The following is a 23,338-nucleotide window of genomic DNA, read 5'->3' on the forward strand; positions in this document are numbered from 1 at the left end:
ACCCTGCCGGCGCAGCTACGCAGGTCGTTGACGTGGGATCAGGGCAGCGAGATGCACCTGCACGGCCAGTTCACCGCCGCCACGGGGATGCCGGTGTACTTCTGCGACCCGCACTCGCCGTGGCAACGCGGCTCCAACGAGAACACCAACGGCCTGCTACGCCAGTATTTCCCCAAGGGCACCGACCTGTCGGTCCACACCGCCGAGCATCTGGACGCGGTCGCGGCCGAACTCAACGACCGACCCCGTATGACGTTGGGATGGGACAGCCCGGCCGAACGCATGACAGCATTGCTCACCAGCACCGGCTAGCAGCAGTGTTGCAACGACCGCTAGAAACCACCCATCCCGGGGGGCGTCCCCGAACCCATCCTACCCACGCCGGCCGCTGGTGGATCTTGGTGACGAGTCGCCTGTGGACGAACGGCGAATGCGGTGGGGGGTGTGGATAACAGGGGGAGATTTGCGGAGTGCAAGTTGCAAGTGGAGTGTCAACGCGGGATAAGGCCGGTGCGAACCGGGTCAGCTCTCCGAGAGCTCGCCGAGACGGGCCATGGTCTCGTGGACCTCGACGCGGTTGCGGCCCTGGCGTTTGGCGCGGTACAGGGCGATGTCGGCGGCGGCGAAGAGCTGGTCGAGCTTGGCGGGGCCGCCGGCGACGCCGATGGAGACGGTGGGGCGGCGGGCGGTGCCGAGCACGATGCGCCAGTCGTGCTGGTCGACGGCGGCGCGGATGCGCTCGGCGACGGCGGGGCCGACGTCGGTGCCGGGGCCGGCGTCGCCAAGCAGGACAACGAACTCGTCGCCGGCCCAGCGGGCGACCAGGTCGGCGGCACGGCACTCACGGCGCAGCAGCCGGGCGATCTCCCGCAGGGCGGCGTCGCCGGCGGCGTGACCGGCGTCGTCGTTGACGTCCTTGAACCAGTCGACGTCGACGAGCACGAGCCACGGCACCTTGCCCTGGGAAGCGGTGCCCTCCAACAGCTGCTGGGCGGAGCGCTCCAGACCGAGCCGGTTGGCCAAGCCGGTCAGGGGATCCCGGGCGGCGGCCTCCTGCGCGGCCATGGCGAGCTTCTGCGCCTGCACGGCCAGCCGCCGCTGCTCCAACGCCTGCCCGAGCCCCTCCTGCAAGGTCTCGGTGGCGATCCGGCTGGCGGCCACGCTGCACCGCAATGCGGCGGCCTCGCCGACCTCGTCCTCCATGGCCGCGCAGACGTCGGCGAGGTCGAGGGAGAACCGCAGCAGCAGGGAGTTGTCATTGATCTTGTTGGCGGCGCTGACGGCCCGGCTGGCCAGGGTCCGCGCCTGCACGAGCTCGCCGAGACCACTGTGCACGCAGCCGAGAACCCAGTTCCCGACGGCGACCGTCCACAGGTCGTCGATCTCCAGGCCGTGATCGAGCACCTCGGCGGCATGCCGCGCGGCCAGCTCCAGATCGCCGGTGCCGGCCAGGGAACGGGAGTAGGCGCCGAGCAGCGGCCAGTAGCTCACATCGTCCTTGCCGACGAGCGTCAGCCCCTCGCCCAGATGCTGCCGCGCCTCACCGAAGATCTCGTGCGCGTTGACGGGTTTGCCGTCGATGGCACGGAAGTTGAGCGTGCCGCCGAGCCGCTGCAGGCACTGCGCGAGCGCGGAGGGATCGCCGACCTCACGGGCCACGTGCAGCGCCAGCCGCACCATGTCCAACGCGGCCCGCCGGTGGCCGATGCCCTCCAGCAGGTAGCCGAGCTGCCCGAGCGCACGGCACGCGAGCACGCCGGTGGGCCGCTCGGAGTCCATCTCGGTCCAGCCCTCGGCGGCCAGCTCCAACGCGAGCGGGATGCGGCGCAGCCGCCACGCCATGGTCGCGCGGTGCACGAGCAGATAGGACCGGCCCCACCGGTCCGAGCTGGTCGGACCTCGGGAGACGACCTGCTCGAAGAGGGTGTTCGCCTCGCCGAGGCGGCCAGCGTTGAGCAGCAGGCGCACACGCTGATCCTGCTGCGGGAGCTGTCCCCCTACGAGCGAATCGTCCTGCTCCACTGGGTCCTCGACGTCCCCTGCTTCTTCGATGCGGTTCGGCTCGGGCCAGGCTACCGGCCTGGCCGTTGACCGTACCGCTCATGGTGGACAACGTCATCGAGTGGCAACCGTTCACGCCACCCGTGTCGTTCCAGATCGGGAACTTCGGGCAGGTCGCGCACGCCACCGAGGCACAGCCAGGCCACCGGGCGCACCCCGGCGGGCACGCCGAGCAGCCGGCGCAGGAAGTCCTCACGGTAGAAGCTGACCCAGCCGACGCCGAGTCCCTCGGCGGTCGCGGCCAGCCACAGGTTCTCGATGGCCAGGCACACCGAGTACAGGCCGGCGTCGGCAATGGCGTGCCGGCCGAGCACCGCCGGCGAGCCACGTGAAGGGTCGTAGCAGACGACGACGCCGAGGCTGGACTCCAGCACACCCTCGATCTTGATGCGGTCGAACACGGTGGCTCGCTCGGGATCCAGTGAGGCCTGGAACACACCGCGTTCGGCGAGCACGTGATCACGGAACTCGCGGCGGACCCGTTCGTCCGAGACGAGCACGAAGTCCCACGGCTGGGAGAGCCCGACACTCGGCGCCGCGTGGGCGGCCCGCAGCACACGTTCCAGCACGGCAGGGTCGATCGGCTCGCCCGTGAACTCGCGGCGGGTGTCCCGCCTGCGGTAGAGCACGTCATAGAGAGGATGCACATGCGCTTCCTACTTGACGCATACGGCCAAGCAGGAAGCGCGTGTGATGTATCTCAGCGCTGCGAAGGTCCCGGATAGGGCAACAAGGCCATTTCACGCGCGTTCTTGATCGCGGTGGCGACCTCGCGCTGCTCCTGCGGGGTCAGCCCGGTCACGCGGCGCGAACGGATCTTGCCACGGTCGGAGATGAACTTGCGCAGCAGCGTCACGTCCTTCCAGTCCACTCGGGTCACACCCTCGCGGCGCAGCAGGTTCACCTTGCGCTTGGGCGGGCGCCGATCGGTCTTCGCCATGGGTCCCCTCACCAACTCGACTTGCTGACGCCAGGCAGCTCGCCCCGGTATGCCGCCTCACGCAGCCGCAGCCGGGACAGTCCGAACTTGCGGAAGAAGCCGCGCGGCCGGCCGTCCACCGCGTCCCGGTTGCGCAGCCGGGTCGGACTGGCGTCGCGGGGCAGCTTCTGCAGACCGAGCGCGGCGCCCTCGCGTTCCTCCGACGTCGCCGTCGGGGAGGAGGCGACGAGCTTGAGCTGGGCCCGCCGCTGCGCGTAGCGGGCGACGGTCTCCCGACGGCGCTCGTTCTTGGCGATCTTGGACTTCTTCGCCATTCAGCGCTCCTCGCGGAAGTCGACGTGCTTGCGGGCCACCGGGTCGAACTTGCGCAGCACCATGCGGTCGGGGTCGTTGCGGCGGTTCTTGCGCGTCACGTAGGTGAAGCCGGTGCCCGCGGTGGAACGCAGCTTCACGATCGGTCGAACCTCGTTGCGAGCCATTACGACTCCTTCCGGGCTAGAACACCCATTCCGGCCAGGACCGCGTCGATCCCCTTGCGGTCGATGGTCTTGATCGCCTTGGCGGACAGTCGCAGCGTCACCCAGCGCCGCTGCGACGGCACCCAGTAGCGGCGGCGCTGGAGGTTGGGCTCCCACCGGCGGGACGTCCGCCGGTGCGAGTGCGACACCTGCTTGCCGTAGCCCGGGCGGGCCCCGGTCACCTGGCAGCGCTTGGCCATGCTGCACCTCCTTGTAACGACATTCGTTTTCAAAAATTCCCTCGGCAGGGTAGCCTGGCCGCTACCGAAGATGGAAATCGTTCTCAACTGGAGGGCTCGTGTCCGTACCGATCGTGCTGGTCGGCGGCCTGGCGGTGGCGGCGGCCGAGCGCGTGGCCGACGAACTGGCCGGCGACGGCACGGCCGTCGTGCACCACGACCTGTGCCGCGTGACCGAGGGTGTGGTGCGGCGACGGCTGCGGCACCGCGGCGAGGACACCTGGACCGTGCTCGAACTGGGGCACGGCTGCGTGTCCTGCACGCTCCGCGAGGACCTGTTGCCGCTGGTCGAGCGGTTGTCCGCGCGGGACGACGTGAGCCGGATCGTGCTGCACCTCGACCCGCGCATGGAGCCGGAGCCGATTTGCTGGGCGCTGGATCGGTCACGCGTGCAGGCCGTGGTCACCGCCGTCGACCACGAGCAGTGGCTCGAAGACGCCACCGGTGACGACTCGATGCACGAACGCGGCCTCGGTGGCAGCGCCGACGACGAGCGCACCGTCGCCCAGGTCGCCGTCGGTCAGGCCGAGTTCGCCGACGTGCTCGTGCTCACCGGCCCGGCCGGCCGACTCGATGCCGTGTTCCGCCGGCTGGCACCGACCGCGCTGCGTGTGCCGCTGGGCGGCACGGACTGGCTCGGGAAGCTGCCGGCCAACGCCCGCCGTGGCCGTCCCGACAGCGCACACGGGCCGCTGCTGCGCGGCGAACCGCCGCTGCACCGCGAGGACGGCTTCGAACTGCTGCTGTTCAGCGAGCGCCGACCGTTCCATCCGGAACGCTTCCACGCCGCAATCAATGTGCTCCTTGACGGCGTTGTGCGCACCAGAGGCCGCTTCTGGCTCGCCAGCCGGCCGGACACCGCGCTGTGGCTGGAGTCGGCCGGCGGCGGCCTTCAGATCGGGCATGCCGGTCCGTGGCTGGCCGCCATCGACGACTGGGACGGCGTGGACGACGACCGCCGCGCCATGGCCGCCCTGAACTGGGATCCGTACTACGGCGACCGTGGGCAGGAGTTCGTCGTGCTCACCGACGGCGCCGACCACGCCGAGATCACCGCCGCGCTGCACGAGGCCCTCGTCACCGACGCCGAGCTGGCGGCCGGACTGTCCGCTTGGGACGGATACCACGACCCGTACCTGTTCACCGACCGTGAGGACGAACTGCGATGAAAAAGGGCATCCACCCTGACTACCACCCCGTGGTGTTCCAGGACTCCTCGACCGGGACGTCGTTTCTGACCCGGTCGACCGCCACTTCGGACCGCACCGTCGAGTGGACCGACGGCAACACCTATCCGCTGCTCGTGGTCGACATCACCGCCGACTCCCATCCCTTCTGGACCGGCGCCCAGCGTCTCGTCGACACCGCCGGCCGCGTCGAGAAGTTCAACCGCCGCTACGGAAAGAGGACCCGCTAGGACGAGTTCGAGCAGGCGGTTGCCGTGCCTTGCCACATGCGCTTCCCACTTGCGCCTTGGACGCAAGTGGGAAGCGCACGTGGCAGAAAACAGGGGGCTGAGGGGGCTCGGGGCTAGGCTGGGAGCCTCCGACGCGACCAGGGGCGGTGCTCGGCGGGCGGCGCGGCACGAGGGCGGAAAGCCCTCAGCGCACCGAGGTTTTCTGGGTGGAGCCGTCGGGGGACTGGCGCCACTGGCCGAAGGGGCGGTCGATGGTCCACTCCCCGGAGGGATTCCGCTCCAGCACGCGGAACTCGCAGTGACCGGGGTTGGACAGGGACTCGAACAGCTCGATGCTCCACGAGAACAGCCGTCGGCACAGCAGGCGCATGGCCAAGCCGTGGGACACCACGAGCACGGTTTCGGGGTGGTTGGCCTGCTGGAGCATGCGCAGCTCCAGCTCGGCCAGGAAGCTGGCGACGCGGTCGTCGACGTCGGCGCCGGACTCGCCGTGGGGCAGCCGGTAGAAGAAGTGCCCGAACTCGTGCCGCAGGCGCTTCTGCACCTCCTGCTCGACGGGGTCCTGGAGGTTGCCCCAGTCCTGCTCCCGCAGCCGCGGCTCGGCGACCATGCGCTCGGTCAGGTCCCGCACGCCGAGCAGTTCGAAGGTCTGCCGGGTCCGCAGGTAGGGGCTGACGTAGGCGGCGACGGGCCCGGGCGCCATCAGGGCCCTGATGGCCGGCGCGGTGTCGGCGGCCTGCCGTTCGCCGGTGAGGGTGAGCGGCAGCGCGTGGTCGGGGATCCGGCAGTACGCCAGCTCGTCGACGTTGCCGAGGCTCTCCCCGTGCCGTACCAGGATGATCCGCATGCTTCCCATTCTCCGGTCGGCTCCAACCGGAGCATCCGCCTCTACGGATAGTAAAACCCGTACGCTGCGCAACCGTGGTCATTGAGCTGATCGGTCTAGTCGCGTTCGCGGCGTCCGGCGCGCTCGCCGCGGTGCGCGCCCGGCTGGACGTGTTCGGCGTGGTCGTCATGGGTCTGACGACGGCGCTGGGCGGCGGCATCATTCGGGACGTGCTGCTGGGCATCCACCCGCCGACCACGTTGCGTAGCTGGCCCTACCTGCTCACGGCGGCGGTGACGGGAATCGCGGTGTTCTTCTTCCACCCGCAGGTTGCCCGTCTGCGCAGGGCGGTGCTGCTGGCGGACGCGGTCGGCCTCGGCGTGTTCGTCACCGCCGGCACGACAACGGCCATGCAGCACGGGGTTCCGGCCTACACGGCCTGCCTGATCGGCATGACGGTGGGCATCGGCGGCGGTGCGATCCGGGACGTGCTGCTGCGGGAGATCCCGATGGTGCTGCGCAAGGAGATCTACGCGGTGGCGGCGCTGGCCGGCGCGGTGGTGGTGCCGATCGCGGCCTACCTGAGGATTCCGGACCTGTGGGGCACGGTGATCGGCTCGGCGCTGGTGGTGGCGATCAGGCTGATCGCGCTGTGGCGGCACTGGAATGCGCCAGTGCCGCGTGCGGGCGAAAACGCTGCGAGCTGAGGCGTTCCACCCACGGCAGCTCGTCGAGCTCGGACCACGTGTCACGGCCCGTCCAGGCCACCACGCCGGCGCCGTCGGTGCTGGCGTGCAGGTAGGTCCCGGGCGTGACGTGAGCACGCATCAGGTCGACCAGCCGCCGCTGCCGGGCCACCTTGCTGACGCCGAAGGACACGATGACGATCTCCGACGAGCAGCCCGGGGTCGCGTCTACCAGCCGGTAGCCGAGCTGGTGGCTGTTCCACTGCTCGTAGTGCATGACCAGCCGGCCGTCCTCGCCGAGCAGCACGCTGCGGGTCAGGCAGTCCGACGGCCACGGCCGCGACCGCCAGGTCTTCACGGCCGCGTCGGCCGCGCGGAGCTGGTCGTCGGTGCGCCAGGTGCGGATGACGATGCCCGCGACGTCCGGGCGGGCGAAGTCGGGCAGTTCCATACGCCGATGATGGAACCTCACGTTAGGTAGAGGTCAAGCCCGCACGTGAGTGGCTCACGTGCGTTTTGCGGGACACCTGAGTGGCTCAGGTGCGCCTGGATGCGAAGGGAGCCACTCACGTGCGGTCACGGAGGGTGGTCAAGCGAGCACATCACCCGGTCGGTGAAATTGTGTCTGTCCTTGGCTCCCTCTCAGGCACCTCTCAGGACCGCAGGTAACACTTCCTTTATGCGCATCCTCGTAGTGGACGACGACCGGGCCGTGCGCGAGTCGCTCCGTCGCTCGCTGCAGTTCAACGGCTACCAGGTCGAGTTGGCCGGCGACGGCCAGCAGGCGCTGGAGGCCGTCACCGCGCAGCGTCCCGACGCGATGGTCCTCGACGTCATGATGCCGAGGCTGGACGGGCTGGAGGTGTGCCGGCGGCTGCGGGGCACCGGCGACGACCTGCCGATCCTGGTGCTCACGGCCCGTGACGCCGTGTCGGACCGGGTGGCCGGCCTCGACGCGGGGGCGGACGACTACCTGCCCAAGCCGTTCGCGCTGGAGGAGCTGCTGGCCCGGCTGCGGGCGCTGCTGCGCCGCGCGGTGGCCGACGACGCGGCGGCCAACGCCCCGTCGGCGACGATGCGCTTCGCCGATCTGGAGCTGGACCCGGGGACCAGGGAGGTGCGCCGCGGGGAGCGGTCGATCAGCCTCACCCGCACCGAGTTCAGCCTGCTCGAACTGTTCCTCGCGCACCCCAAGCAGGTCCTCACCCGGGGCCGGATCCTGGAGGACGTATGGGGCTACGACTTCCCGACCTCCGGGAACGCCCTGGAGGTCTACGTCGGCTACTTGCGGCGAAAGACCGAGGCCGACGGCGAGCCGCGGCTGCTGCACACGGTGCGCGGAGTTGGCTACGTGCTCAGGGAGACCCCTCCGTGACGATGCCCCACGTCGAGGGCAGACGGAACGTCTCGCTGCGCTCGCGGGTGATCCTGCTCACGGCCATCTGTGTCGCCGGCGCGGTGGCGCTGGCCTCGGTCGGCGCGTTCATGGTCGTCAGCAGCAATCTCTACAGCCAGGTCGAGCTGTCCATCCAGTCCACGGCCAACAACGCGCTGGACACGATCCACCGCTACCAGGGCAGCGACACCACCCTGGTGCCGGTGGGCTCGAAGGACCTGATCGTCGCCGAGTTCACGATCACCGGCCAGGTGCGCACCAACAACGACACCCTGCCGCTGCCCAAGCTGACCACCAACGAGCAGTCCTATCTGAAGCAGGACGGCTGCACCTCGGTCCGCAAGGACGTGGCGACCGACAACCAGGTCATGGTGTGCAACGTGGCGCCGGGCGTGGCGCTGCTGGTGGCCCAGTCGCTCAAGCCGACCGAGCAGCTGCTACAGAAGTTGGCGCTGGTGCTGGTGTTCGTGGGCATCGGCGGCGTGCTCGTCGCGGCGCTGGCGGGAACCGCTGTGGCGCAAGGTGGTCTGCGACCGGTGACCCGGCTGCGGCAGGCGACCGATCACGTCACGGCCACGGGCGACCTGCGTCCGATCCCGGTCACCGGCGACGACGAGCTGGCCATGCTCACGACCAGTTTCAACACGATGCTGGGCGCGCTGGCCGAATCGCAGGAACGGCAGCGGCGGCTGGTCGGCGACGCCGGCCACGAGCTGCGCACGCCGCTGACCTCGTTGCGCACCAACCTCGAACTGCTGTTGGCGTCGGAGAAACCCGGCGCGCCGAATCTGTCGGCCGAGGACCGGCGTGAGATCTACGACGACGTGCAGGCCCAGATCGCCGAGATGACCACCCTCATCGGCGACCTGGTCGAGCTGGCCCGTGAGGACGGCCCGCAGGCCGTGCACGAGCCGGTGGACATGGTGGAGCTGGTCGAGCGGGCGCTGGACCGGGCCCGTCGGCGGGCCGCGGGCCAGCAGTTCCTGGTGAGCGTGCAGCCGTGGTACCTGCTCGGCGAGGCGCACGCCCTGGAACGGGCCGTGCTCAACCTGCTCGACAACGCGGTCAAGTTCACGCCCGCGGACGGCATAGTCCGGCTGGAGATGAAGCCGGTCGGCGACGGCACGATGCTGATCGAGGTGGCCGACAGCGGTCCGGGCATCGCCGAGGCGGACCTGCCACATGTGTTCGAGCGGTTCTACCGGTCGAGCGAGGCCCGCACCCTGCCGGGTTCGGGGCTGGGCCTGGCCATCGTGGCCCAGGCCGCGGAACGCCACGGCGGCAAGGCCTACGCCGGCCGGGCGCCGGAGGGCGGCGCGCTGATGACGATCAGGCTTCCTGGTCGGCCGAGCGCCGGCTGACTCCTGTACGGCGGCCGTCCGCGACCTGCGCGGCGGCCGCCAGGATCAGGTCGGCCAACGTGAGCAGCACTCGACTCAGTGCGACCACGGTGACCACTGCCGGCTTGTCCAGCGCAAACCCAATGGACAAACCGAGAATGAGCTCACGGGCGCCCAGCCCGGCCGGCAGCACGAACGCGACGATGCCGGCCACCGACGCCAGCACGAAGGCGCTCACCGCAACGGAAGCGCTCGCCCAGTCCACGGTCGCGAACGCCGAGACCAGCACGGCGAAGTGCACGCCGGTGATCAACCAGCCCAATGCCATCCACGCCACCGCCCGCACAACAACGCCGCGGGACGGCAGCGCCGGCGGCTCGCCCGTACGCCTGAGCAGCCGGTAGCCGAATCCGACCAAGCTGGTCAGCAACCGCGGCGAGAGCACCGGTACCAGGCACAGAGCCAGCAACGGCACCAGCAGCCACCACAGCCCGCTGCCCTGGGCCAGCGACGGTACGGCGATCAGCCCCACGATCAGCCCCGCCACCGTGGAAAGGGTGACGCTGCCGAGGAAAGCGGCGGCCAGCCGGCCGGGCGGCTCACGCAGCCGGCGCGCGAGATCCGCGTGGGCCAACGCCGGCCACAGCCCGCCCGGCAGGTACTTGCCGAGCCCGGCCACGAAGTAGACCCGAGACGCCGTGACCACCGGCAGCCTGGTGCCCAGGCCGGCCAGCAGAACCCGCCAGCCCAGCATGCCGGCGAACGACCCGGCGAGCGCCAGCACGACCGCCAGCGCACATCGGCCCGGCCCGGTCCGGGCGATGTTGTCGAGCAGATCGTCCCGCGTGGACCACAGCTGGTAGCCGATGAAGCCCAGCACCACGGCATAGCCGACGAGACGTCCGATCCGCAGCATGATCACACCACCCGGCTCCCGACCACGATATCGGTTCGCGGCGCCTTGACCTGTTGGTGCGGCACGGTGAACTTCAGGTCGGCATGATCCCGTGAGTCAGGGCGAGGTCGCGCCGGTCTCCGGCGCGACCTCGGCTCCGCGCGCGACGCGCGGCACAAGCACCAGCTCAGCCCTTGTTGGCGCCGAGCGTGAGGCCGCTGACGAACTGCTTCTGCAGCGCCAGGTAGATGGCCAGGGTGGGGATCGCGGTCAGCAGCGCGCCGGCGGCGATCAGGTTCTGGTTGCTGAAGTACTGGCCCTGCAGACTGGAGATCGCCGACGTGATCGGCCGGTCCGAGCCGGTCTCGAACAGCACCAGGCCCCAGAAGAAGTCGTTGTAGATCCAGATGGTCAGCAGCGTGGCCAGCGCGGCGAAGGCGGGCCGGCACAGCGGCAGGATGATCTGCCAGAACTGCCGGAACACCGACGCCCCGTCGACGAGCGCGGCCTCGGTCAGCTCGTGCGGGATCGTCTTCATGTAGTTGCTGAGCACGAACGTGCAGAAGCCGCTCTGGAACGCGACGTGGATCAGGATCACGCCGAGGTAGGAGTTGTACATCAGCCCGGAGCCGTTGGACAGCCAGTCCGGCAGCGGGATGAGCAGGTACATCCGGAACAACGGCGTGATGATCACCTGCGGCGGCAACAGGTTGCCCGCCGTGAACAGCATCAGCAGCGCCAGGTTGATCTTGAAGTTGAAGCGGGACACGAAAAACGCCACCGAGGCGGAGCACAGCAGCGTCACCAGCACGGCCGGCACGGTGATGATCACCGAGTTGAGGAAGTAGTGCGGCAGGCCCGCCTGCTCCCAGGCGTTCTCGTAGTTCTCGAACGTCAGCGCGCTGGCGATCGAGAAGTAGCCGTGCTGCGAGGTGTCCGCGAAGGTGCGCAGCGACGTGTAGACGGCCCAGAGGAACGGCACCAGCCACACCAGCGCGGTCACGGTCAGGAACCCGTGCAGCACAAGGCGAGCCGGCCGGACCCGCTTGCGCCGTTGCGCGGGCGCCGGCCGCGACGACGTCGCGGCCGGGACTTCTGCGACGGCCGTCATGGCTGCTGCTCCTTGCGGAAGGTCTGGAACACGTACGACAGGATCGGCACCAGCGAGATCACCAGCAGCACCGCCGCGAGCGCCGAGCCGTAGCCGATCAGGCTGGACTCGCCGAGAATGTTGTTGGCGATCAGGATGGACAGCAGCTCAAGGCCCGGTTTCGTGCCGTTGCTGCCGGCGACCACGTACACCAGGTCGAAGGCGCGCAGCGACTCGATGATCGTCACCACCAGGATGATGATGTTGATCGGCTTGAGCGCCGGGAACGTGACCCTGGTGAACGCCTGCCACTCGGTCGCGCCGTCCAGCGCCGCCGCCTCGCGCAGCGACGGGTCGAAGCCCTTCAGCCCGGCCAGGTACAGGATCATGATGTACGCGGCCTGCTTCCAGCTGGCCGCGATCAGCACCGCCCACAGGTTCAGGTGGGAGTCGCCGAGCCACTCGATGTAGGACGCGCCGGGCTTGTTGGTGCCCAGAATGCTGTTCACCAGGCCGTTGTCCGGGTCGTAGATCGTCTCCCAGATGAACCCGGTCACCGCGGCGGAGATCACCACCGGCAGGAAGATCGCGGTCTGGTAAAAGCGGGTGAAGCGGATGCTCTTGTCCAGCTGGTAGGCCAGGAACACGCCGAACGGCGTCGGCAGCAGCACGAAGAACACCAGCCAGATCACGTTGTGCTGGACCGCCGGCCAGAAGGTCGGCGACACGGTGAACATGGTGATGTAGTTCTGCACGCCGATCCACTGGATCGTGGCCAGCCCGCCGATGCCGTCCCAGCGCGCGAACGACAACACCAGCGACACGAGGGTCGGCACCCACACCAGCACGATGTGCAACAGGGTGGGGATGCCGACCATCAGGCCGAGCACGATTTTGTCCCTACCGGTGAGCCGGCGCACGCGGCGGGAGCCGGACACGCCGGCTCCCGCCACGTTCTCGGCCGCGTCGGTGATGACGGTCATGGCCTACCTCAGGACTGGAAGTACTGCGACTTCTGCGACTGGATCTGGGTCAGCAGCGAATCGGAGGTGTTGGGGCTCTGCACGAACTGCGCGAACGCGGGCTCGACCACGTTCTGGATGAAGCCCGGGTCGCTGTCCCGGTCGCCGAACTGCGACAGCTGCTTGGCGTCGGCGACGAACTTGACCGCCTTCTGCTGCAACGGCCCGTACTTGCTGGTGTCGGCCTTCTCGTTGACGGCCAGGTTCGAGGCGTCGATGGACAGGTAGGTGTCCTCCGCCTCCGCGCTGCCGAGGTAGGTCAGCAGCTTCTTGGCGCCGTCCGGGTTCTTCGGGTTCTTCGACAGCAGGAAGCCGTCCATCGGCGCCTCGACGGCGTCGGTGCCGTACTGCGAGTTGATCTCCGGGAAGGCGAAGAAGTCCAGGTCGTCGTACGCGGCCTTGTCGGTGAAGGACTGGCCGACGAACATGCCGATCACCATCATGCCGCCGGTCTTGTTCACCAGCGCGGCCGACGCGTCCTCCCACTTCTTGCTGGAGGCGCCCGCCTGGTAGTACGGCAGCATGCGCTTCCAGGAGTCCATGGCGCTCTTGACCTTGGGGTCGGTCCAGGACTCCTTGCCGTGCATCAGGTCCATGTGGAACTGGTAGCCGTTGGTGCGCATGTTCAGGTAGTCGAACGTGCCCAGCAGCATCCAGCTCTCGCCGCCGCCGAAGCCCTGCACGAACGGCGACAGCCCGTCGCCCTGCATCTTCTTGGCCAGGTTGATGAAGTCGTCGAACGTCTTCGGGACCGTGTAGCCCTTCTCCTGGAACAGGCTCTTCCGGTAGAACACGCCCCACGGGTAGTTGTAGATCGGCACGAAGTAGTAGTGCCCGTCCGTGGGGTTCTTCGACAGGTCCTTGACCGCCTGCGGGAAGTTGGCGCCGATCTTGTCCCACACGTCGTCGATCGGGCTCAGCAGCTTCTTGTTGGCGAAGAACTGCATCCGGTAGCCGGCGAACCAGGTGAGCACGTCGTCCGGGGTGCCCTGCAGGTAGCTGTTGATGTTCTGCTGGAACGCCTGGTGGTCCTGCACGTTCGCCTTGGCGGTGAGACCGCCGGACTGCTTGGCGAAGGCGTCCAGGACCGCCTGGTAGGCCTGCTTCGGCTTGGCGTCGGAGCCGTTGGAGCCGAACGAGACCGTGTTGGGGTCCGACGCGGACGAGCCGCCGGAGCCGCAGGCCACGAGGCCGGGTGCGGCCGCGAGACCGGCGCCGGCGAGCAGCACCTTGAGCACCGACCGCCGGTCGAGTGTGGGCAGTTGGCCTGGTCTTGGGCGCGCCATCGGGCCCCTCCCGTGTTGAGTGTGAACCAACGGAGTCAAACAAAGTTGCGCACAATGTTGTACCCGTCACAACAGATGTCAAGACCCAGTTTCGCCTGGTTGCTCGCTGTAGACCAGTCGGAACAGTCTGCTCAGGGGTTATTGGCCGGTGACGGGGGTAACAGTTATCAAGTCGTAGCCTGTTTGAGTGTGTTGACGTTTGGTGGGTGTGTAGTCCACGCTTCTGCCGTGACCGGATGGCCGACCGGACTGGCGAGCCCGAGCTGGGGCGGTGACTACAACCCCGAGCAGTGGCCCGAGCACGTCTGGAAGCAGGACGTGGAGCTCATGCGGCGGGCCGGGGTGAACCTGGTCAGCGTCGGCATCTTCGCCTGGGCCCGGCTCGAGGTCGCCGACAACCGGTTCGACTTCGGCTGGCTGGACCAGGTCCTCGACCTGCTGCACGACGGCGGCATCCGGGTGTGCCTGGCCAACGCCACCGCGTCGCCGCCACCGTGGCTGACCGGCGCGAACCCGGACATGCTGCCGGTGCGGGCCGACGGCGTGCGGCTGTCGCACGGGTCCCGGCAGGAGTACTGCCCGACCTCGCCGGTGTACCGCGACCGGGCGATCGCGCTGACCGAAAAGATCGCGCTGCGTTACGGCGAGCACCCGGCGCTGGCCGCCTGGCATGTCAACAACGAGTACGGCTGTCACGTGAGCCGCTGCTACTGCGACCGCTGCGCCGACGTGTTCCGGGACTGGCTGCGCGCCCGCTACGACCTCGACGGCCTGAACCGGGCCTGGGGCACCGATTTCTGGAGCCAGCACTACTCGTCGTGGGACCAGGTGCTGCCGCCGCGGGTGACGCCGACGTTGCCGAATCCGGGCCAGGTGTTGGACTTTGCTCGGTTCTGCTCCGACGCGCTGTTGGATCTGTTCTGCGCCGAGCGGGACGTGCTCAAGGAGCTCACGCCGGACGTGCCGGTGACCACCAACTTCATGGCCAACTGGACCTTCTCCGCGCTCAACTACTGGCACTGGGCGGCCGAGGTCGACTTCGTCTCCAACGACCACTACACCCGGGCCGACGACCCCGAGCGGCACATCGAGCTGGCCCTGTCGGCCGACCTCGTGCGGGGCCTGTCCCGCGGCGAGCCGTGGCTGCTGATGGAGCAGTCCACCTCGGCCGTGAACTGGCAGCCGCGCAACTTCGCCAAGCTGGCCGGGGAGATGCGCCGCAACTCGTACTCGCACCTGGCCCGCGGGGCCGACGGCACGCTGTTCTTCCAGTGGCGGCAGTCCCGGGCCGGCGCCGAGCGCTTCCACTCCGCGATGCTGCCGCACGCCGGCGAGGACACCAAGGTGTTCCGCGAGGTCACCCAGGTGGGCGAGGAGTACGGCCGGCTGGCCGAGCTGGTCGGGTCCACTGTGGACGCGCAGGTGGCGCTGGTCTACGACTTCGAGTCGGCCTGGGCGGCCGAGCAACCGGCCCATCCCGTCGCGTTCGACTACTACGCCACCGTGCTCGGCCTGTACAAGGCGCTGTGGCGGCTCGGCGTCACGGTGGACGTGGTGCCGCCGTCGGCCGACCTGACCGGCTACCGGCTGGTCGTGGTGCCGGCGCTGTACCAGGTCACCGACGACGAGGCCCGCTGGCTGGAGGACCATGTGCGCGCCGGCGGCCACGCCCTGGTGACGTGGTTCTCCGGCATCGCCGACGAGAACTCGCGCGTCCGACCGGGTGGTTATCCGGGCGCGTTCCGTGACCTGCTCGGCGTAAGGGTGGAGGAGTTCTTCCCGCTGGCCGACGGCGACACCGTGCGGCTGACCGGCGGCCTGTCGGCCTCGTACTGGTCGGAACTGCTGCACGCCAACGGTTGTGGGGTCGTGTCTTCCTATGTGGACGGTCCTCTGGACGGCGTGCCGGCGGTGACCCGCAACGAATTCGGCGAGGGTGTGGCGTGGTACCTGGCGACGACTCTCGACGCCGACAGCGCGGTCACGGTGCTGTCCGACGTGCTGGCGGGGGCCGGTGTCACGCCGACCGTGTCCGCCCCGCCGGGGGTTGAAGTCGTGCGGCGACGCGGGGAACGGATATCCTGGCTGGTGGCGATCAACCACACCGGCGCGGACGTGGTCCTGCCGGTGGAAGGCGTGGAACTGATCTCCGGTGTCGACACGGCCGGCGGTCTGCCGGTCCCGGCGGGCGGGGTCGCCGTGGTCCGGGAGGTGTGACGACGTGCTCGCACGGCAGCGGCAGGCGGTGATCCTGGAGGAGATCCGGCGGATCGGCGCCGTCAAGGTCAGCGACCTGGTGGTCCGGCTCGGGGTCTCGGACATGACCGTCCGGCGCGACCTCGACGTGCTGGCCGGCCGGGGACTGCTGGAAAAGGTTTACGGCGGCGCCACGACGGTCGGCGGCCGCAGTACCGACGAGCCCGGCTTCGAGGCCAAGTCGGTCCGGCAGCTGCCGGAGAAGGAGGCCATCGCGCGGCTGGCCGCCGACCTGGTCCGTCCCGGCACGGCCATCGGCCTGTCCGCCGGCACCACCACGTGGACCATGGCCCGCTTCCTCGACGACGTGCCCGACCTGACCGTGGTCACCAACTCCATCCGCGTCGCCGACGTGCTCCAGCAGCGCGGCCGCACCGACCGGACCGTGGTGCTCACCGGCGGCGTGCGCACGCCCTCGGACGCGCTGGTCGGCCCGGTCGCCGTGCAGGCCCTGCGCTCGCTGCACCTGGACGTGGTCTTCCTCGGCGTGCACGGCATGGCCCCGCGGGCCGGCTTCACCACCCCGAACCTGAACGAGAGCGAGACCAACCGCGCGCTGGTGGACGCCGCCGGCCGGGTGGTCGTCGTCGCCGACAGCACCAAGTGGGGCACCGTCGGCATCTCCACCATCGCCGACCTCGACGAGGCCGACGTGTTAGTGAGCGACAGCGGTCTTTCCGAACAGGCTCGGCAGGTGTTGGGCGAGAGCGTTGGCGAGCTCCGACTGGCCGAGCAGGCGAAGCAGCCAGACGAACAGGGAGTCGGTGCGTGACCGAGGCATCCACCAGCAGCATCCGGCGCACGTCAAGGAGGTTGGCGGACGGCCGCGAGATCATCTACTTCGACGACACGCCGGGTGTGCCCGAGCGGGTCGCCGCCGACACCCGTGACCTGCCCGAGCAGGCGCCGCACAGCGAGGTCCGGCGTGACCCGCTGACCGGCGAGTGGGTCGGCATCGCGGCGCACCGGCAGACCCGCACCTACAAGCCGCCGGCCGACCTGTGCCCGCTGTGCCCCAGCTCGCCGGGCCGGCCGACCGAGGTGCCCGAGTCCAGCTACGACGTGGTGGTGTTCGAGAACCGCTTCCCGTCGTTCGCCGAGTCGGTGCCCGAGGTTCCGTCCACTGTGGACGGCATGCCGATGGTGGCGCGGGCCGCCGGCCGTGGCCGCTGCGAGGTCGTCTGCTTCACCTCCGACCACAACAGCTCCTTCGGCGCGCTCACCCCGCGCCGGGTGCGCACCGTGGTCGACGTGTGGGCCGACCGCACCGAGGCGTTCGCCAAGCTGCCCGGCGTGGAGCAGGTCTTCCCGTTCGAGAACCGCGGCGAGGAGATCGGCGTCACCCTGAGCCACCCGCACGGGCAGATCTACGGCTACCCGTTCGTCACGCCCAAGACCTCCCGCATGCTGGAGGTCGCCGGCGAATACCTTGCCGCGCACGGCACTCACGTTCTCGGCGACGTGCTGGCGGCCGAGCGGGCCGCCGGTGCCCGGGTCGTCGCGTCGTCCGATCACTGGACGGCCTTCGTGCCGTCGGCCGCGCGCTGGCCGGTCGAGGTGCACGTGGTGCCGCACCGTCAGGTGCCCGATCTGCCGGCCTTGTCCGATGTGGAACGGGACGACTTCGCCGTGGTGTACCTGGAGGTGCTGCGGCGGCTGGACGGCCTCTACGACAAGCCGTTGCCCTACATCGCCGCCTGGCACCAGGCGCCGGTGCGCACCGGCCGTGACCTGGCCTGGCTGCACCTCGAGGTGTTCTCGGTCCTGCGCACCGCCGACAAGCTCAAGTACCTGGCCGGATCCGAGTCGGGCATGGCCGTGTGGATCAACGACACCACACCGGAACAGGTGGCTGAGAGGCTCCGGGCGATCTGACGCCGATTCCTCACGACTCCCCAAGGCTCATCTCAGGCGGTTCTCAGGGTCACCCGGCACAGTTACTGCCATGACGGAGAACATCCCGGGTGCCGCTGGGCCCACGCCCGAGCGGCCCGAGCAGCCCGCCGAGCCGGCGGCCCAGCACGAGGCGAGCCCGCAGGCTCAGCCTTATCCGAGCACCCCGGGAACGCCCGAGTGGAGCCCGTGGGCGCCCCAGGGCCAGGAGCGACCCGCGCAGGAGCAGGGCCTGCCGGGTCAGGAACCGCCGGCCGGGCAGCCGTGGCAGCAGGGTGCCACTCAGCAGCCCGTCGGCGGCCCCCAACAGACGGCCGCGTTCGCGCAGCCGGGGTACGCGCAGATGCCGTCCGGGGCCAACCCGTACGTGCTGACGGCCGAGCAGCCGCACGGGGTGTACACCACCCCGCGCAAGCCCGGCCGCACCAAGCTGGTGGTGGGTGTGGCCGTGCTTGCGCTGCTGGTCGGAGGCGGCGCCGGCGCGTTCGGCGGCTACCTGACCGCCTCCAGCGGCGCCGGCAGCTACAACTCCGTGTTCGCGCCGCCGGCCGCCAACGCGTCCAACGTGACGCCGGGCTCGGTGACGGACGTGGCCAACAAGGTGCTGCCGACCGTCGTCGAGATCAAGACGCAGGAGGGCGAGGGCTCCGGCTTCATCGTCTCCTCCGACGGCCAGATCATCACCAACAACCACGTCATCGCCTCGGCCGCCGGCGGCGGCCAGATCGAGGTCGACTTCCAGAACGGCAAGACGGCGACCGCCAAGATCATCGGCCGGGACCCCACGACCGACGTGGCCGTGATCAAGGCCCAGAACGTCTCCGGGCTGCCCACTGCGCAGCTCGGCACGTCCAACGGCCTGCAGATCGGCTCGCAGGTGGTGGCCATCGGCTCGCCGTTCGACCTGGCCGGCACCGTGACCACGGGCATCGTGTCCTCGATGCACCGGCCGGTCAACGTCGGCGACGAGCTCAACGAGGGCCAGCAGCAGGGCCAGGGGCAGGGCGGCGGCGGGCTCGGCGGTGGCGGCGGCTTCCCGGGCTTCGGTGGCGGTGGCCAGCAGCAACAGCAGCAGCAGACCCCGCAGGTCCGGCAGGACACCGTGCTCGACGCCATCCAGACCGACGCCGCGATCAACCCCGGCAACTCCGGCGGCCCGCTGGTGAACATGCAGGGCCAGGTCATCGGCATGAACTCGGCCATCTCCAGCCCCAACTCCAGCGCGCAGAGCCAGGGCGGCTCGGTCGGCATCGGCTTCGCCATCCCGATCGACCAGGCCAAGCGGACCGCGCAGCAGATCATCCAGACCGGCAAGGCCACCCAGGCCCAGCTCGGCGTCAGCGTCACCGACCCGACCAACGGCCAGGGCGGCGCGGTCATCGGCGACGTCACCGCCGGCGGCGCCGCGGAGAAGGCCGGCCTGAAGAAGAACGACGTGGTCACCAAGATCAACGACCGTGTGATCACCGACTCCGACAGCCTCGTCGCCGCCGTGCACGCCGCGGCCCCCGGCGAGACCATCACCATCACGCTGTCCGGCGGCAACACCCTCAAGGCCACGTTGACCGGCAAGACCATCGACGTGCAGAACTAGATCCCAGAACTGGACGGGCCGGTCCCCGATCGGGGTGGGACCCGCCCGTCCGGACAACTCCCGACCCACCGCCCTCGGGTCGGGCCAACGGGACCAGACGCCATGCCGGCACCCCCTCACCGGCCACAGCGTCTGGTCCCGTTCTGCGTGCCTTATGCGTTCGGAAGGGACCTTTCCTCCACTCGGAGTGGAGGATTTCCGCCTTGATCATGGCGAGATCGCAGCCGGGCCGCCCTCACCCGCAGCAGGCCGGCCAGCACGACCACTGCCCACAACACGACCAGGGTGATCAGCGTGCCGGTGACGTAGTCACGGTCGTGCAGCCCAGGCTTGGGAGGAAAGCCGTACGGGCGCCACGCCTCCGTGATCGCCAGGTAGACGATGACCGCCGTGGCGCCGATGCCGAAGTGCAGCGGCCAGCGCCAGGTCGGGCCGGCCAGGCGGGCCACCGCCAGGCTGAACAGGCCGGCGATCGGCAACACGATGGCGTCGTCCAGGATCGGCGGCCCCAGGAACCACGTCCAGATGTCCTTGGCCATCGGGTAGGCCATCCACACTCCCCAGACCAGCGCGGCCAACCCGAGCAGACCCAAGATCGCCCTGGTGGTCTTCACGCGATCACTTCCAATTTCCTGACCCACTTGGTCTGCAACACTCCCGGCCGGCTCGGCGCGATGATCCGGCACGGGTAGCCGTGATCCAGGTCGAGCACCTGCCCCTCCAGGCGCAAGGCCAGCAGCGTCAACGGATCCGCCGTGTGGGTGCCGGGCAACGTGGTCGAGTTGTACAGGCCACCCTTCTCCAGCGAGCTGACCCGCAGCGACGACCCCTCCGGCGCGCCCACTGCGGCCAGTAGGTCCATCACCGGCACGCCGGTCCACGTGGCGGTCTGGCTCCAACCCTCGACGCAGGCGATCGGCAGCTCGGCGGTGGTCTGCCGCATCGTCTGAAGCTGTTCGCGGGAGAAGGTCGTGGTGCCGTTGGGCCCGACGACCTCCAGCCGCCAGCTCGAATCCACGGTCTGCACGTTGGCCTCCTTGGCCGTCCGGTTCACCGGCAGACCCTGCAGCCCGCCGTTCGACCGCTCCGACAGCGCGGAAACGTTGCGCAGGAAGGGAATTGTGCTGCCGCCGAACACCAGCACGGCGACGCCGCTGGTCAGGCCGGTCGTCCGGAGGAACGCCCGCCGGCTCACGTCGATCTCGCGGCGCTTCTCCTTCGTCAGCGATTCCCGGATCAGCGGCAGCTTCACCGCGACGTGCACCAGCAGGGACCCGAAGGCGATCCACGCCACCGCGTAGTGCGCCGTGGTGAAGAAGAAGCTCCACGGGTAGTTCTGCGCCGCGTTGAACGTGCCCGACGCCAGCTCGAAGAACGCCGCCCCGGCCAGCACCAGGATGGAGATCCGCTCCAGGGCGTGCAGCACCGACTTGACCGCCGGCCGCTCGAACAGCTTCGGGTACACCGTCCACAGCTTGGCGATCAGCAGCGGAATCGCCGCCACGCCGGAGATCACGTGCGCGCCCTGCGTGATCCGGTACAGGTTGATCGGCCGGCTCGGCCAGTAGAACCAGGCGGCCGGATGCTGGATGAAGTGGCTGATCACCCCGGTGACGAAGCAGATCGTGAAGGCGATCCCCAGCCACGTCCCCACCCGCGAGGTGACCTTCGGGTCGTGCACAAGGCTCTTGAACCTGAGCAGCCCGAACGCCTTGTCCTGCAACCGGTCCGCGCGGTCCTTGAGGTTCCCCAATCGAGTTCCCGGTCGAAACACCCGCTCCCGTAGGGAGGTCACGCGATCCTGGAGACGCGGGCGGGCCCCCTCCCGCAAGGCCACCCCACCCCGCGACTCGTCGTCCGGCGAGGAGTCTTTGCTGCCCCGCAGCAACTTCGTCAGGCCCGTTGGAGCTCGGCGAACCACCGTCCGCCCCTTTCTTCCAACCATCGAATGTCCATGCCGGCGTCGGTCGCCGTGCGCTCCAAGCCGTCGGGCCCGAGCCGGGCCCAGTCGAACCAACCGCCGCTGCTGTCCACACTGGACAGACGGACCTGCTGTCGGCGCAGCCCGGTGCCGGGCGGGTCGAGCTCCGTCAGCACGCTGCCGCCCGGCCGGAGCAGCTCGCGGGCCCGGCGCAGCAGGGCGACGGGATCGCCGCCGATGCCGATGTTGCCGTCGGCCAGCAGGACATGCCGCCAACGGCCCTCACCGGGGATGCGGTCGAACACGTCCCGGCACAGCGCGGGGGCGCCCCGGGCCTGGGTGAGGTCGACGGCCACCGGCGAGACGTCCACGCCCAGCGCGATGACACCGCGCCGGGTCAGGGCCTCCACCAACCGGCCCGGCCCGCAGCCGACGTCGAGCGTCGGGCCCAGGCACGCCGCCAGCAGTAACTCGTCCGAGCTGTCCAACTCCTGCCATCTGGTCACCGGCAACATCACTCGCTCCCCGTTCGCGCACTCCAGCCAGCAGTGCTCGCCGAGCAGCCCGGGATCGAACTCGGTCGTGGTCACGAGATGGGCTGCCCCGCCGTGCTGATCGCGGCGACCGCGGCCGCGAACCTGCTGCCCGGCACCAGAGCCGCCACCCGCCGGGCGTCGTCGACCGTGTCCACATCGGACAGCACGGGCAGCGGCGAGACGTTCAGGTCGAGGTCGTGCAACGCGTCCAGCGTGCGGCTGCCGGTGTCCGGCTGCGACATCGGAACGTGGCGAAGCACCATGGCGTGCAACGGATCCCGCAGACCGAGCGCCCACCAGCCGCCATCCTCGGCCAGACCGAGGGCGGCGTCGCCGGTGCAGGTGGCGGCGATCGCCGAACCGAGCAGCCACGGCGTCACCTGCGGCGTGTCCATCCCGATCTGCACCACCGGCAGCTCGGCGACGTCAGCGTGGGCGTTCACCAGCCGCTCGGCGAAGTCGTTGCCACGCTGGGGAATCACGTCGAACCAGCGCAGCACCCGCCGCAGCTCGGCCGCCCGCGCCGCCTGTTCGAGGTCGCCGGTCATCGCGACAACCCGGCGAACGCGCGGCACCGACAACACCGCGTCGAGCGTGTCCAGCAACGACGCGGCGGCCACCTCGGCCGCCTGGTCCGGCGTCGCCGCCGGCAACAGGCGAGTCTTGGCCAGACCCGGCACCGGGGCCTTGGCCACCACCAGCACACAAGCGCGATCGGTCATCGGAGCACCCCAGCCATGTCGTGCACGGCCCGCAGAGTTCCGCGCACCGAACCGGAAACCTTGGATTTCGTGCCGGCGGTCCGCGGCCGGTAGGTCACGTCGGACTCGACGACCCGCCACTTCGCCTCGGCGGCACGGATGAGCAGTTCGAGCGGATAGCCGAAGGCCCGGTCCTCGACGTTCAACGCCAGCAGCTGCTCGCGGCGCACGGCACGCATCGGCGCGATGTCCCGCACCGGCAGGCCTCTCTTCCGCATCAGCGCGGCGAGAATCCGGTTGCCCAGCCGGGCGTGCCACGGCCAGCTGCCCCGCCCCTGCGGAATTCGCCGTCCCACGGCCATGTCCGCGCTGCCGGCCCGCACCTTGTGCACGAGTTCCGGCAGCTGCTGGGGATCCAGGGAGCCATCGGCGTCGAGAAAGCAGACGATATCGGCGGTCGCGTGCTCAAGGCCGGTGTGCACGGCGGCGCCGTAACCACGCCGGGACTCGCGCACCACAGTGGCGCCGTGCGCCGCCGCGACCTCGGGCGAGCCGTCCGACGACCCGTTGTCGACGACGATCGCGCGGTATCCGGGCGGCAGCGCGTTCAGCACGGCCGGCAGCGCCAATGCCTCGTCAAGACACGGCAGCACCACATCGACGGTATCCACCCAGCCGAAGTTAGGTCCGTGACTGATCGGGCAGAACCCCTTGTGTGATT

Annotated in this window: 27 protein-coding genes; 10 read left to right on the top strand and 17 right to left on the bottom strand. The window is 69.6% G+C overall.

The features are described from left to right. Positions 1-312: IS30 family transposase (locus AB0M73_RS34485; RefSeq protein WP_363899808.1), on the top strand; the 312-nt coding region annotated here is incomplete at its 5' end. 210 nt (positions 313-522) lie between these two features. Here AB0M73_RS34485 and AB0M73_RS34490 read toward each other — a convergent pair. From AB0M73_RS34490 to rpmB, 6 genes are all read right to left on the bottom strand, one after another. Beyond that, a complete protein-coding gene (locus tag AB0M73_RS34490; protein WP_363899811.1) occupies positions 523-1,968 on the bottom strand; it encodes a GGDEF domain-containing protein in 1,446 nt (481 codons plus the stop codon). A 104-nt stretch (positions 1,969-2,072) separates the two neighbouring features. Next, positions 2,073-2,708 carry a 5,6-dimethylbenzimidazole synthase gene (gene bluB, locus AB0M73_RS34495; protein ID WP_363899813.1) on the bottom strand — a complete coding sequence of 212 codons (636 nt, stop codon included), beginning with the start codon at positions 2,706-2,708 and terminating at the stop codon, positions 2,073-2,075. A gap of 53 nt (positions 2,709-2,761) precedes the next feature. Continuing rightward, positions 2,762-3,001, bottom strand: a complete 240-nt coding sequence (rpsR, locus tag AB0M73_RS34500; protein WP_043719443.1) for a 30S ribosomal protein S18 — start codon at positions 2,999-3,001, stop codon at positions 2,762-2,764. Between the two features lie 8 nt (positions 3,002-3,009). Further along, the gene (rpsN, locus tag AB0M73_RS34505) at positions 3,010-3,315 is read right to left on the bottom strand and encodes a 30S ribosomal protein S14 (protein WP_363899817.1); all 306 of its coding nucleotides are present in this window, start codon (positions 3,313-3,315) and stop codon (positions 3,010-3,012) included. Then, the gene (gene rpmG, locus AB0M73_RS34510) at positions 3,316-3,480 is read right to left on the bottom strand and encodes a 50S ribosomal protein L33 (protein ID WP_043719439.1); all 165 of its coding nucleotides are present in this window, start codon (positions 3,478-3,480) and stop codon (positions 3,316-3,318) included. Then, complete coding sequence (gene rpmB / locus AB0M73_RS34515) at positions 3,480-3,719, bottom strand: 50S ribosomal protein L28 (RefSeq protein ID WP_363899821.1); 240 nt, start codon at positions 3,717-3,719, stop codon at positions 3,480-3,482. The genes rpmG and rpmB overlap by 1 nt, the downstream gene beginning before the upstream one ends. A gap of 98 nt (positions 3,720-3,817) precedes the next feature. Here rpmB and AB0M73_RS34520 point away from each other — a divergent pair, with 98 nt between their 5' ends. Both AB0M73_RS34520 and AB0M73_RS34525 read left to right on the top strand, forming a co-directional pair. After that, positions 3,818-4,927 carry a GTP-binding protein gene (locus AB0M73_RS34520; protein WP_363899824.1) on the top strand — a complete coding sequence of 370 codons (1,110 nt, stop codon included), beginning with the start codon at positions 3,818-3,820 and terminating at the stop codon, positions 4,925-4,927. Continuing rightward, entirely contained in the window at positions 4,924-5,175 is a 252-nt protein-coding gene (locus AB0M73_RS34525; protein WP_363899827.1) for a type B 50S ribosomal protein L31, read from the top strand. The genes AB0M73_RS34520 and AB0M73_RS34525 overlap by 4 nt, the downstream gene beginning before the upstream one ends. Before the next feature lie 184 nt (positions 5,176-5,359). On the opposite strand, the gene AB0M73_RS34530 is transcribed toward AB0M73_RS34525, so the two are convergent. Continuing rightward, entirely contained in the window at positions 5,360-6,022 is a 663-nt protein-coding gene (locus AB0M73_RS34530; protein ID WP_363899830.1) for a histidine phosphatase family protein, read from the bottom strand. A 74-nt stretch (positions 6,023-6,096) separates the two neighbouring features. Between AB0M73_RS34530 and AB0M73_RS34535 the strand changes: the two genes are divergently transcribed. Continuing rightward, a complete protein-coding gene (locus tag AB0M73_RS34535; protein ID WP_363899833.1) occupies positions 6,097-6,708 on the top strand; it encodes a trimeric intracellular cation channel family protein in 612 nt (203 codons plus the stop codon). On the opposite strand, the gene AB0M73_RS34540 is transcribed toward AB0M73_RS34535, so the two are convergent. Further along, positions 6,638-7,138, bottom strand: coding sequence for a hypothetical protein (locus AB0M73_RS34540; protein ID WP_363899836.1), 501 nt, complete (start codon positions 7,136-7,138; stop codon positions 6,638-6,640). The genes AB0M73_RS34535 and AB0M73_RS34540 overlap by 71 nt on opposite strands. Before the next feature lie 228 nt (positions 7,139-7,366). On the opposite strand from AB0M73_RS34540, the gene AB0M73_RS34545 reads away from it, so the two are divergent. Together AB0M73_RS34545 and AB0M73_RS34550 are read left to right on the top strand one after the other, a co-directional pair. Continuing rightward, positions 7,367-8,062 (top strand): response regulator transcription factor, encoded by a 696-nt coding sequence (locus AB0M73_RS34545; protein ID WP_043719423.1) that lies wholly within the window; start codon positions 7,367-7,369, stop codon positions 8,060-8,062. A 2-nt stretch (positions 8,063-8,064) separates the two neighbouring features. After that, positions 8,065-9,444, top strand: a complete 1,380-nt coding sequence (locus tag AB0M73_RS34550; protein WP_363899976.1) for a HAMP domain-containing sensor histidine kinase — start codon at positions 8,065-8,067, stop codon at positions 9,442-9,444. Here AB0M73_RS34550 and AB0M73_RS34555 read toward each other — a convergent pair. From AB0M73_RS34555 to AB0M73_RS34570, 4 genes are all read right to left on the bottom strand, one after another. Further along, a complete protein-coding gene (locus AB0M73_RS34555) occupies positions 9,413-10,339 on the bottom strand; it encodes a hypothetical protein (RefSeq protein ID WP_363899840.1) in 927 nt (308 codons plus the stop codon). The genes AB0M73_RS34550 and AB0M73_RS34555 overlap by 32 nt on opposite strands. 166 nt (positions 10,340-10,505) lie before the next feature. Further along, positions 10,506-11,429 (bottom strand): carbohydrate ABC transporter permease, encoded by a 924-nt coding sequence (locus AB0M73_RS34560; RefSeq protein WP_363899843.1) that lies wholly within the window; start codon positions 11,427-11,429, stop codon positions 10,506-10,508. Continuing rightward, positions 11,426-12,391, bottom strand: coding sequence for a sugar ABC transporter permease (locus AB0M73_RS34565; protein WP_363899846.1), 966 nt, complete (start codon positions 12,389-12,391; stop codon positions 11,426-11,428). The genes AB0M73_RS34560 and AB0M73_RS34565 overlap by 4 nt, the downstream gene beginning before the upstream one ends. Before the next feature lie 8 nt (positions 12,392-12,399). Then, complete coding sequence (locus AB0M73_RS34570; RefSeq protein WP_043719418.1) at positions 12,400-13,716, bottom strand: ABC transporter substrate-binding protein; 1,317 nt, start codon at positions 13,714-13,716, stop codon at positions 12,400-12,402. A 228-nt stretch (positions 13,717-13,944) separates the two neighbouring features. Here AB0M73_RS34570 and AB0M73_RS34575 point away from each other — a divergent pair, with 228 nt between their 5' ends. The 4 genes from AB0M73_RS34575 (at position 13,945) to AB0M73_RS34590 (ending at position 19,459) form a co-directional block, all read left to right on the top strand. Then, positions 13,945-15,933, top strand: coding sequence for a beta-galactosidase (locus tag AB0M73_RS34575; RefSeq protein ID WP_363899850.1), 1,989 nt, complete (start codon positions 13,945-13,947; stop codon positions 15,931-15,933). Positions 15,934-15,937: 4 nt separating this feature from the next. Beyond that, entirely contained in the window at positions 15,938-16,744 is an 807-nt protein-coding gene (locus tag AB0M73_RS34580; RefSeq protein ID WP_043719415.1) for a DeoR/GlpR family DNA-binding transcription regulator, read from the top strand. A gap of 20 nt (positions 16,745-16,764) precedes the next feature. Then, entirely contained in the window at positions 16,765-17,847 is a 1,083-nt protein-coding gene (gene galT, locus AB0M73_RS34585; protein WP_043730317.1) for a galactose-1-phosphate uridylyltransferase, read from the top strand. Between the two features lie 70 nt (positions 17,848-17,917). Next, complete coding sequence (locus tag AB0M73_RS34590; protein WP_363899854.1) at positions 17,918-19,459, top strand: trypsin-like peptidase domain-containing protein; 1,542 nt, start codon at positions 17,918-17,920, stop codon at positions 19,457-19,459. Positions 19,460-19,611: 152 nt separating this feature from the next. On the opposite strand, the gene AB0M73_RS34595 is transcribed toward AB0M73_RS34590, so the two are convergent. The 5 genes from AB0M73_RS34595 to AB0M73_RS34615 form a co-directional block, all read right to left on the bottom strand. Continuing rightward, entirely contained in the window at positions 19,612-20,073 is a 462-nt protein-coding gene (locus AB0M73_RS34595) for a hypothetical protein (protein ID WP_363899857.1), read from the bottom strand. Then, positions 20,070-21,140 carry a molybdopterin-dependent oxidoreductase gene (locus AB0M73_RS34600; protein ID WP_363899979.1) on the bottom strand — a complete coding sequence of 357 codons (1,071 nt, stop codon included), beginning with the start codon at positions 21,138-21,140 and terminating at the stop codon, positions 20,070-20,072. Before AB0M73_RS34600 ends, AB0M73_RS34595 begins: the two co-directional genes overlap by 4 nt. 212 nt (positions 21,141-21,352) lie before the next feature. Then, a complete protein-coding gene (locus tag AB0M73_RS34605; RefSeq protein ID WP_363899860.1) occupies positions 21,353-21,970 on the bottom strand; it encodes a class I SAM-dependent methyltransferase in 618 nt (205 codons plus the stop codon). Next, positions 21,967-22,638 carry a DUF2064 domain-containing protein gene (locus AB0M73_RS34610; protein ID WP_363899863.1) on the bottom strand — a complete coding sequence of 224 codons (672 nt, stop codon included), beginning with the start codon at positions 22,636-22,638 and terminating at the stop codon, positions 21,967-21,969. The genes AB0M73_RS34605 and AB0M73_RS34610 overlap by 4 nt, the downstream gene beginning before the upstream one ends. After that, positions 22,635-23,288: a glycosyltransferase family 2 protein gene (locus tag AB0M73_RS34615; RefSeq protein WP_363899866.1), complete on the bottom strand. Its 654-nt coding sequence runs from the start codon at positions 23,286-23,288 to the stop codon at positions 22,635-22,637. Before AB0M73_RS34615 ends, AB0M73_RS34610 begins: the two co-directional genes overlap by 4 nt. Between the last annotated feature and the right edge of the window lie 50 nt (positions 23,289-23,338).

The sequence above is a fragment of the Kutzneria sp. NPDC051319 genome (assembly GCF_040682195.1).
Taxonomy (GTDB): Bacteria; Actinomycetota; Actinomycetes; order Mycobacteriales; family Pseudonocardiaceae; genus Kutzneria.

Excerpts from the sequence above, each read along its gene's own strand:
- rpmB (WP_363899821.1), bottom strand. The coding sequence starts at position 3,719 with ATGGCCAAGCGCTGCCAGGTGACCGGGGCCCGCCCGGGCTACGGCAAG.
- AB0M73_RS34560 (WP_363899843.1), bottom strand. The coding sequence starts at position 11,429 with ATGACGGCCGTCGCAGAAGTCCCGGCCGCGACGTCGTCGCGGCCGGCG.
- AB0M73_RS34530 (WP_363899830.1), bottom strand. The coding sequence starts at position 6,022 with ATGCGGATCATCCTGGTACGGCACGGGGAGAGCCTCGGCAACGTCGAC.
- AB0M73_RS34555 (WP_363899840.1), bottom strand. The coding sequence starts at position 10,339 with ATGCTGCGGATCGGACGTCTCGTCGGCTATGCCGTGGTGCTGGGCTTC.
- rpsN (WP_363899817.1), bottom strand. The coding sequence starts at position 3,315 with ATGGCGAAGAAGTCCAAGATCGCCAAGAACGAGCGCCGTCGGGAGACC.
- AB0M73_RS34565 (WP_363899846.1), bottom strand. The coding sequence starts at position 12,391 with ATGACCGTCATCACCGACGCGGCCGAGAACGTGGCGGGAGCCGGCGTG.
- AB0M73_RS34525 (WP_363899827.1), top strand. The coding sequence starts at position 4,924 with ATGAAAAAGGGCATCCACCCTGACTACCACCCCGTGGTGTTCCAGGAC.
- AB0M73_RS34540 (WP_363899836.1), bottom strand. The coding sequence starts at position 7,138 with ATGGAACTGCCCGACTTCGCCCGCCCGGACGTCGCGGGCATCGTCATC.
- AB0M73_RS34550 (WP_363899976.1), top strand. The coding sequence starts at position 8,065 with ATGCCCCACGTCGAGGGCAGACGGAACGTCTCGCTGCGCTCGCGGGTG.
- AB0M73_RS34570 (WP_043719418.1), bottom strand. The coding sequence starts at position 13,716 with ATGGCGCGCCCAAGACCAGGCCAACTGCCCACACTCGACCGGCGGTCG.
- AB0M73_RS34610 (WP_363899863.1), bottom strand. The coding sequence starts at position 22,638 with ATGACCGATCGCGCTTGTGTGCTGGTGGTGGCCAAGGCCCCGGTGCCG.
- rpsR (WP_043719443.1), bottom strand. The coding sequence starts at position 3,001 with ATGGCGAAGACCGATCGGCGCCCGCCCAAGCGCAAGGTGAACCTGCTG.
- AB0M73_RS34590 (WP_363899854.1), top strand. The coding sequence starts at position 17,918 with ATGACGGAGAACATCCCGGGTGCCGCTGGGCCCACGCCCGAGCGGCCC.
- AB0M73_RS34545 (WP_043719423.1), top strand. The coding sequence starts at position 7,367 with ATGCGCATCCTCGTAGTGGACGACGACCGGGCCGTGCGCGAGTCGCTC.
- rpmG (WP_043719439.1), bottom strand. The coding sequence starts at position 3,480 with ATGGCTCGCAACGAGGTTCGACCGATCGTGAAGCTGCGTTCCACCGCG.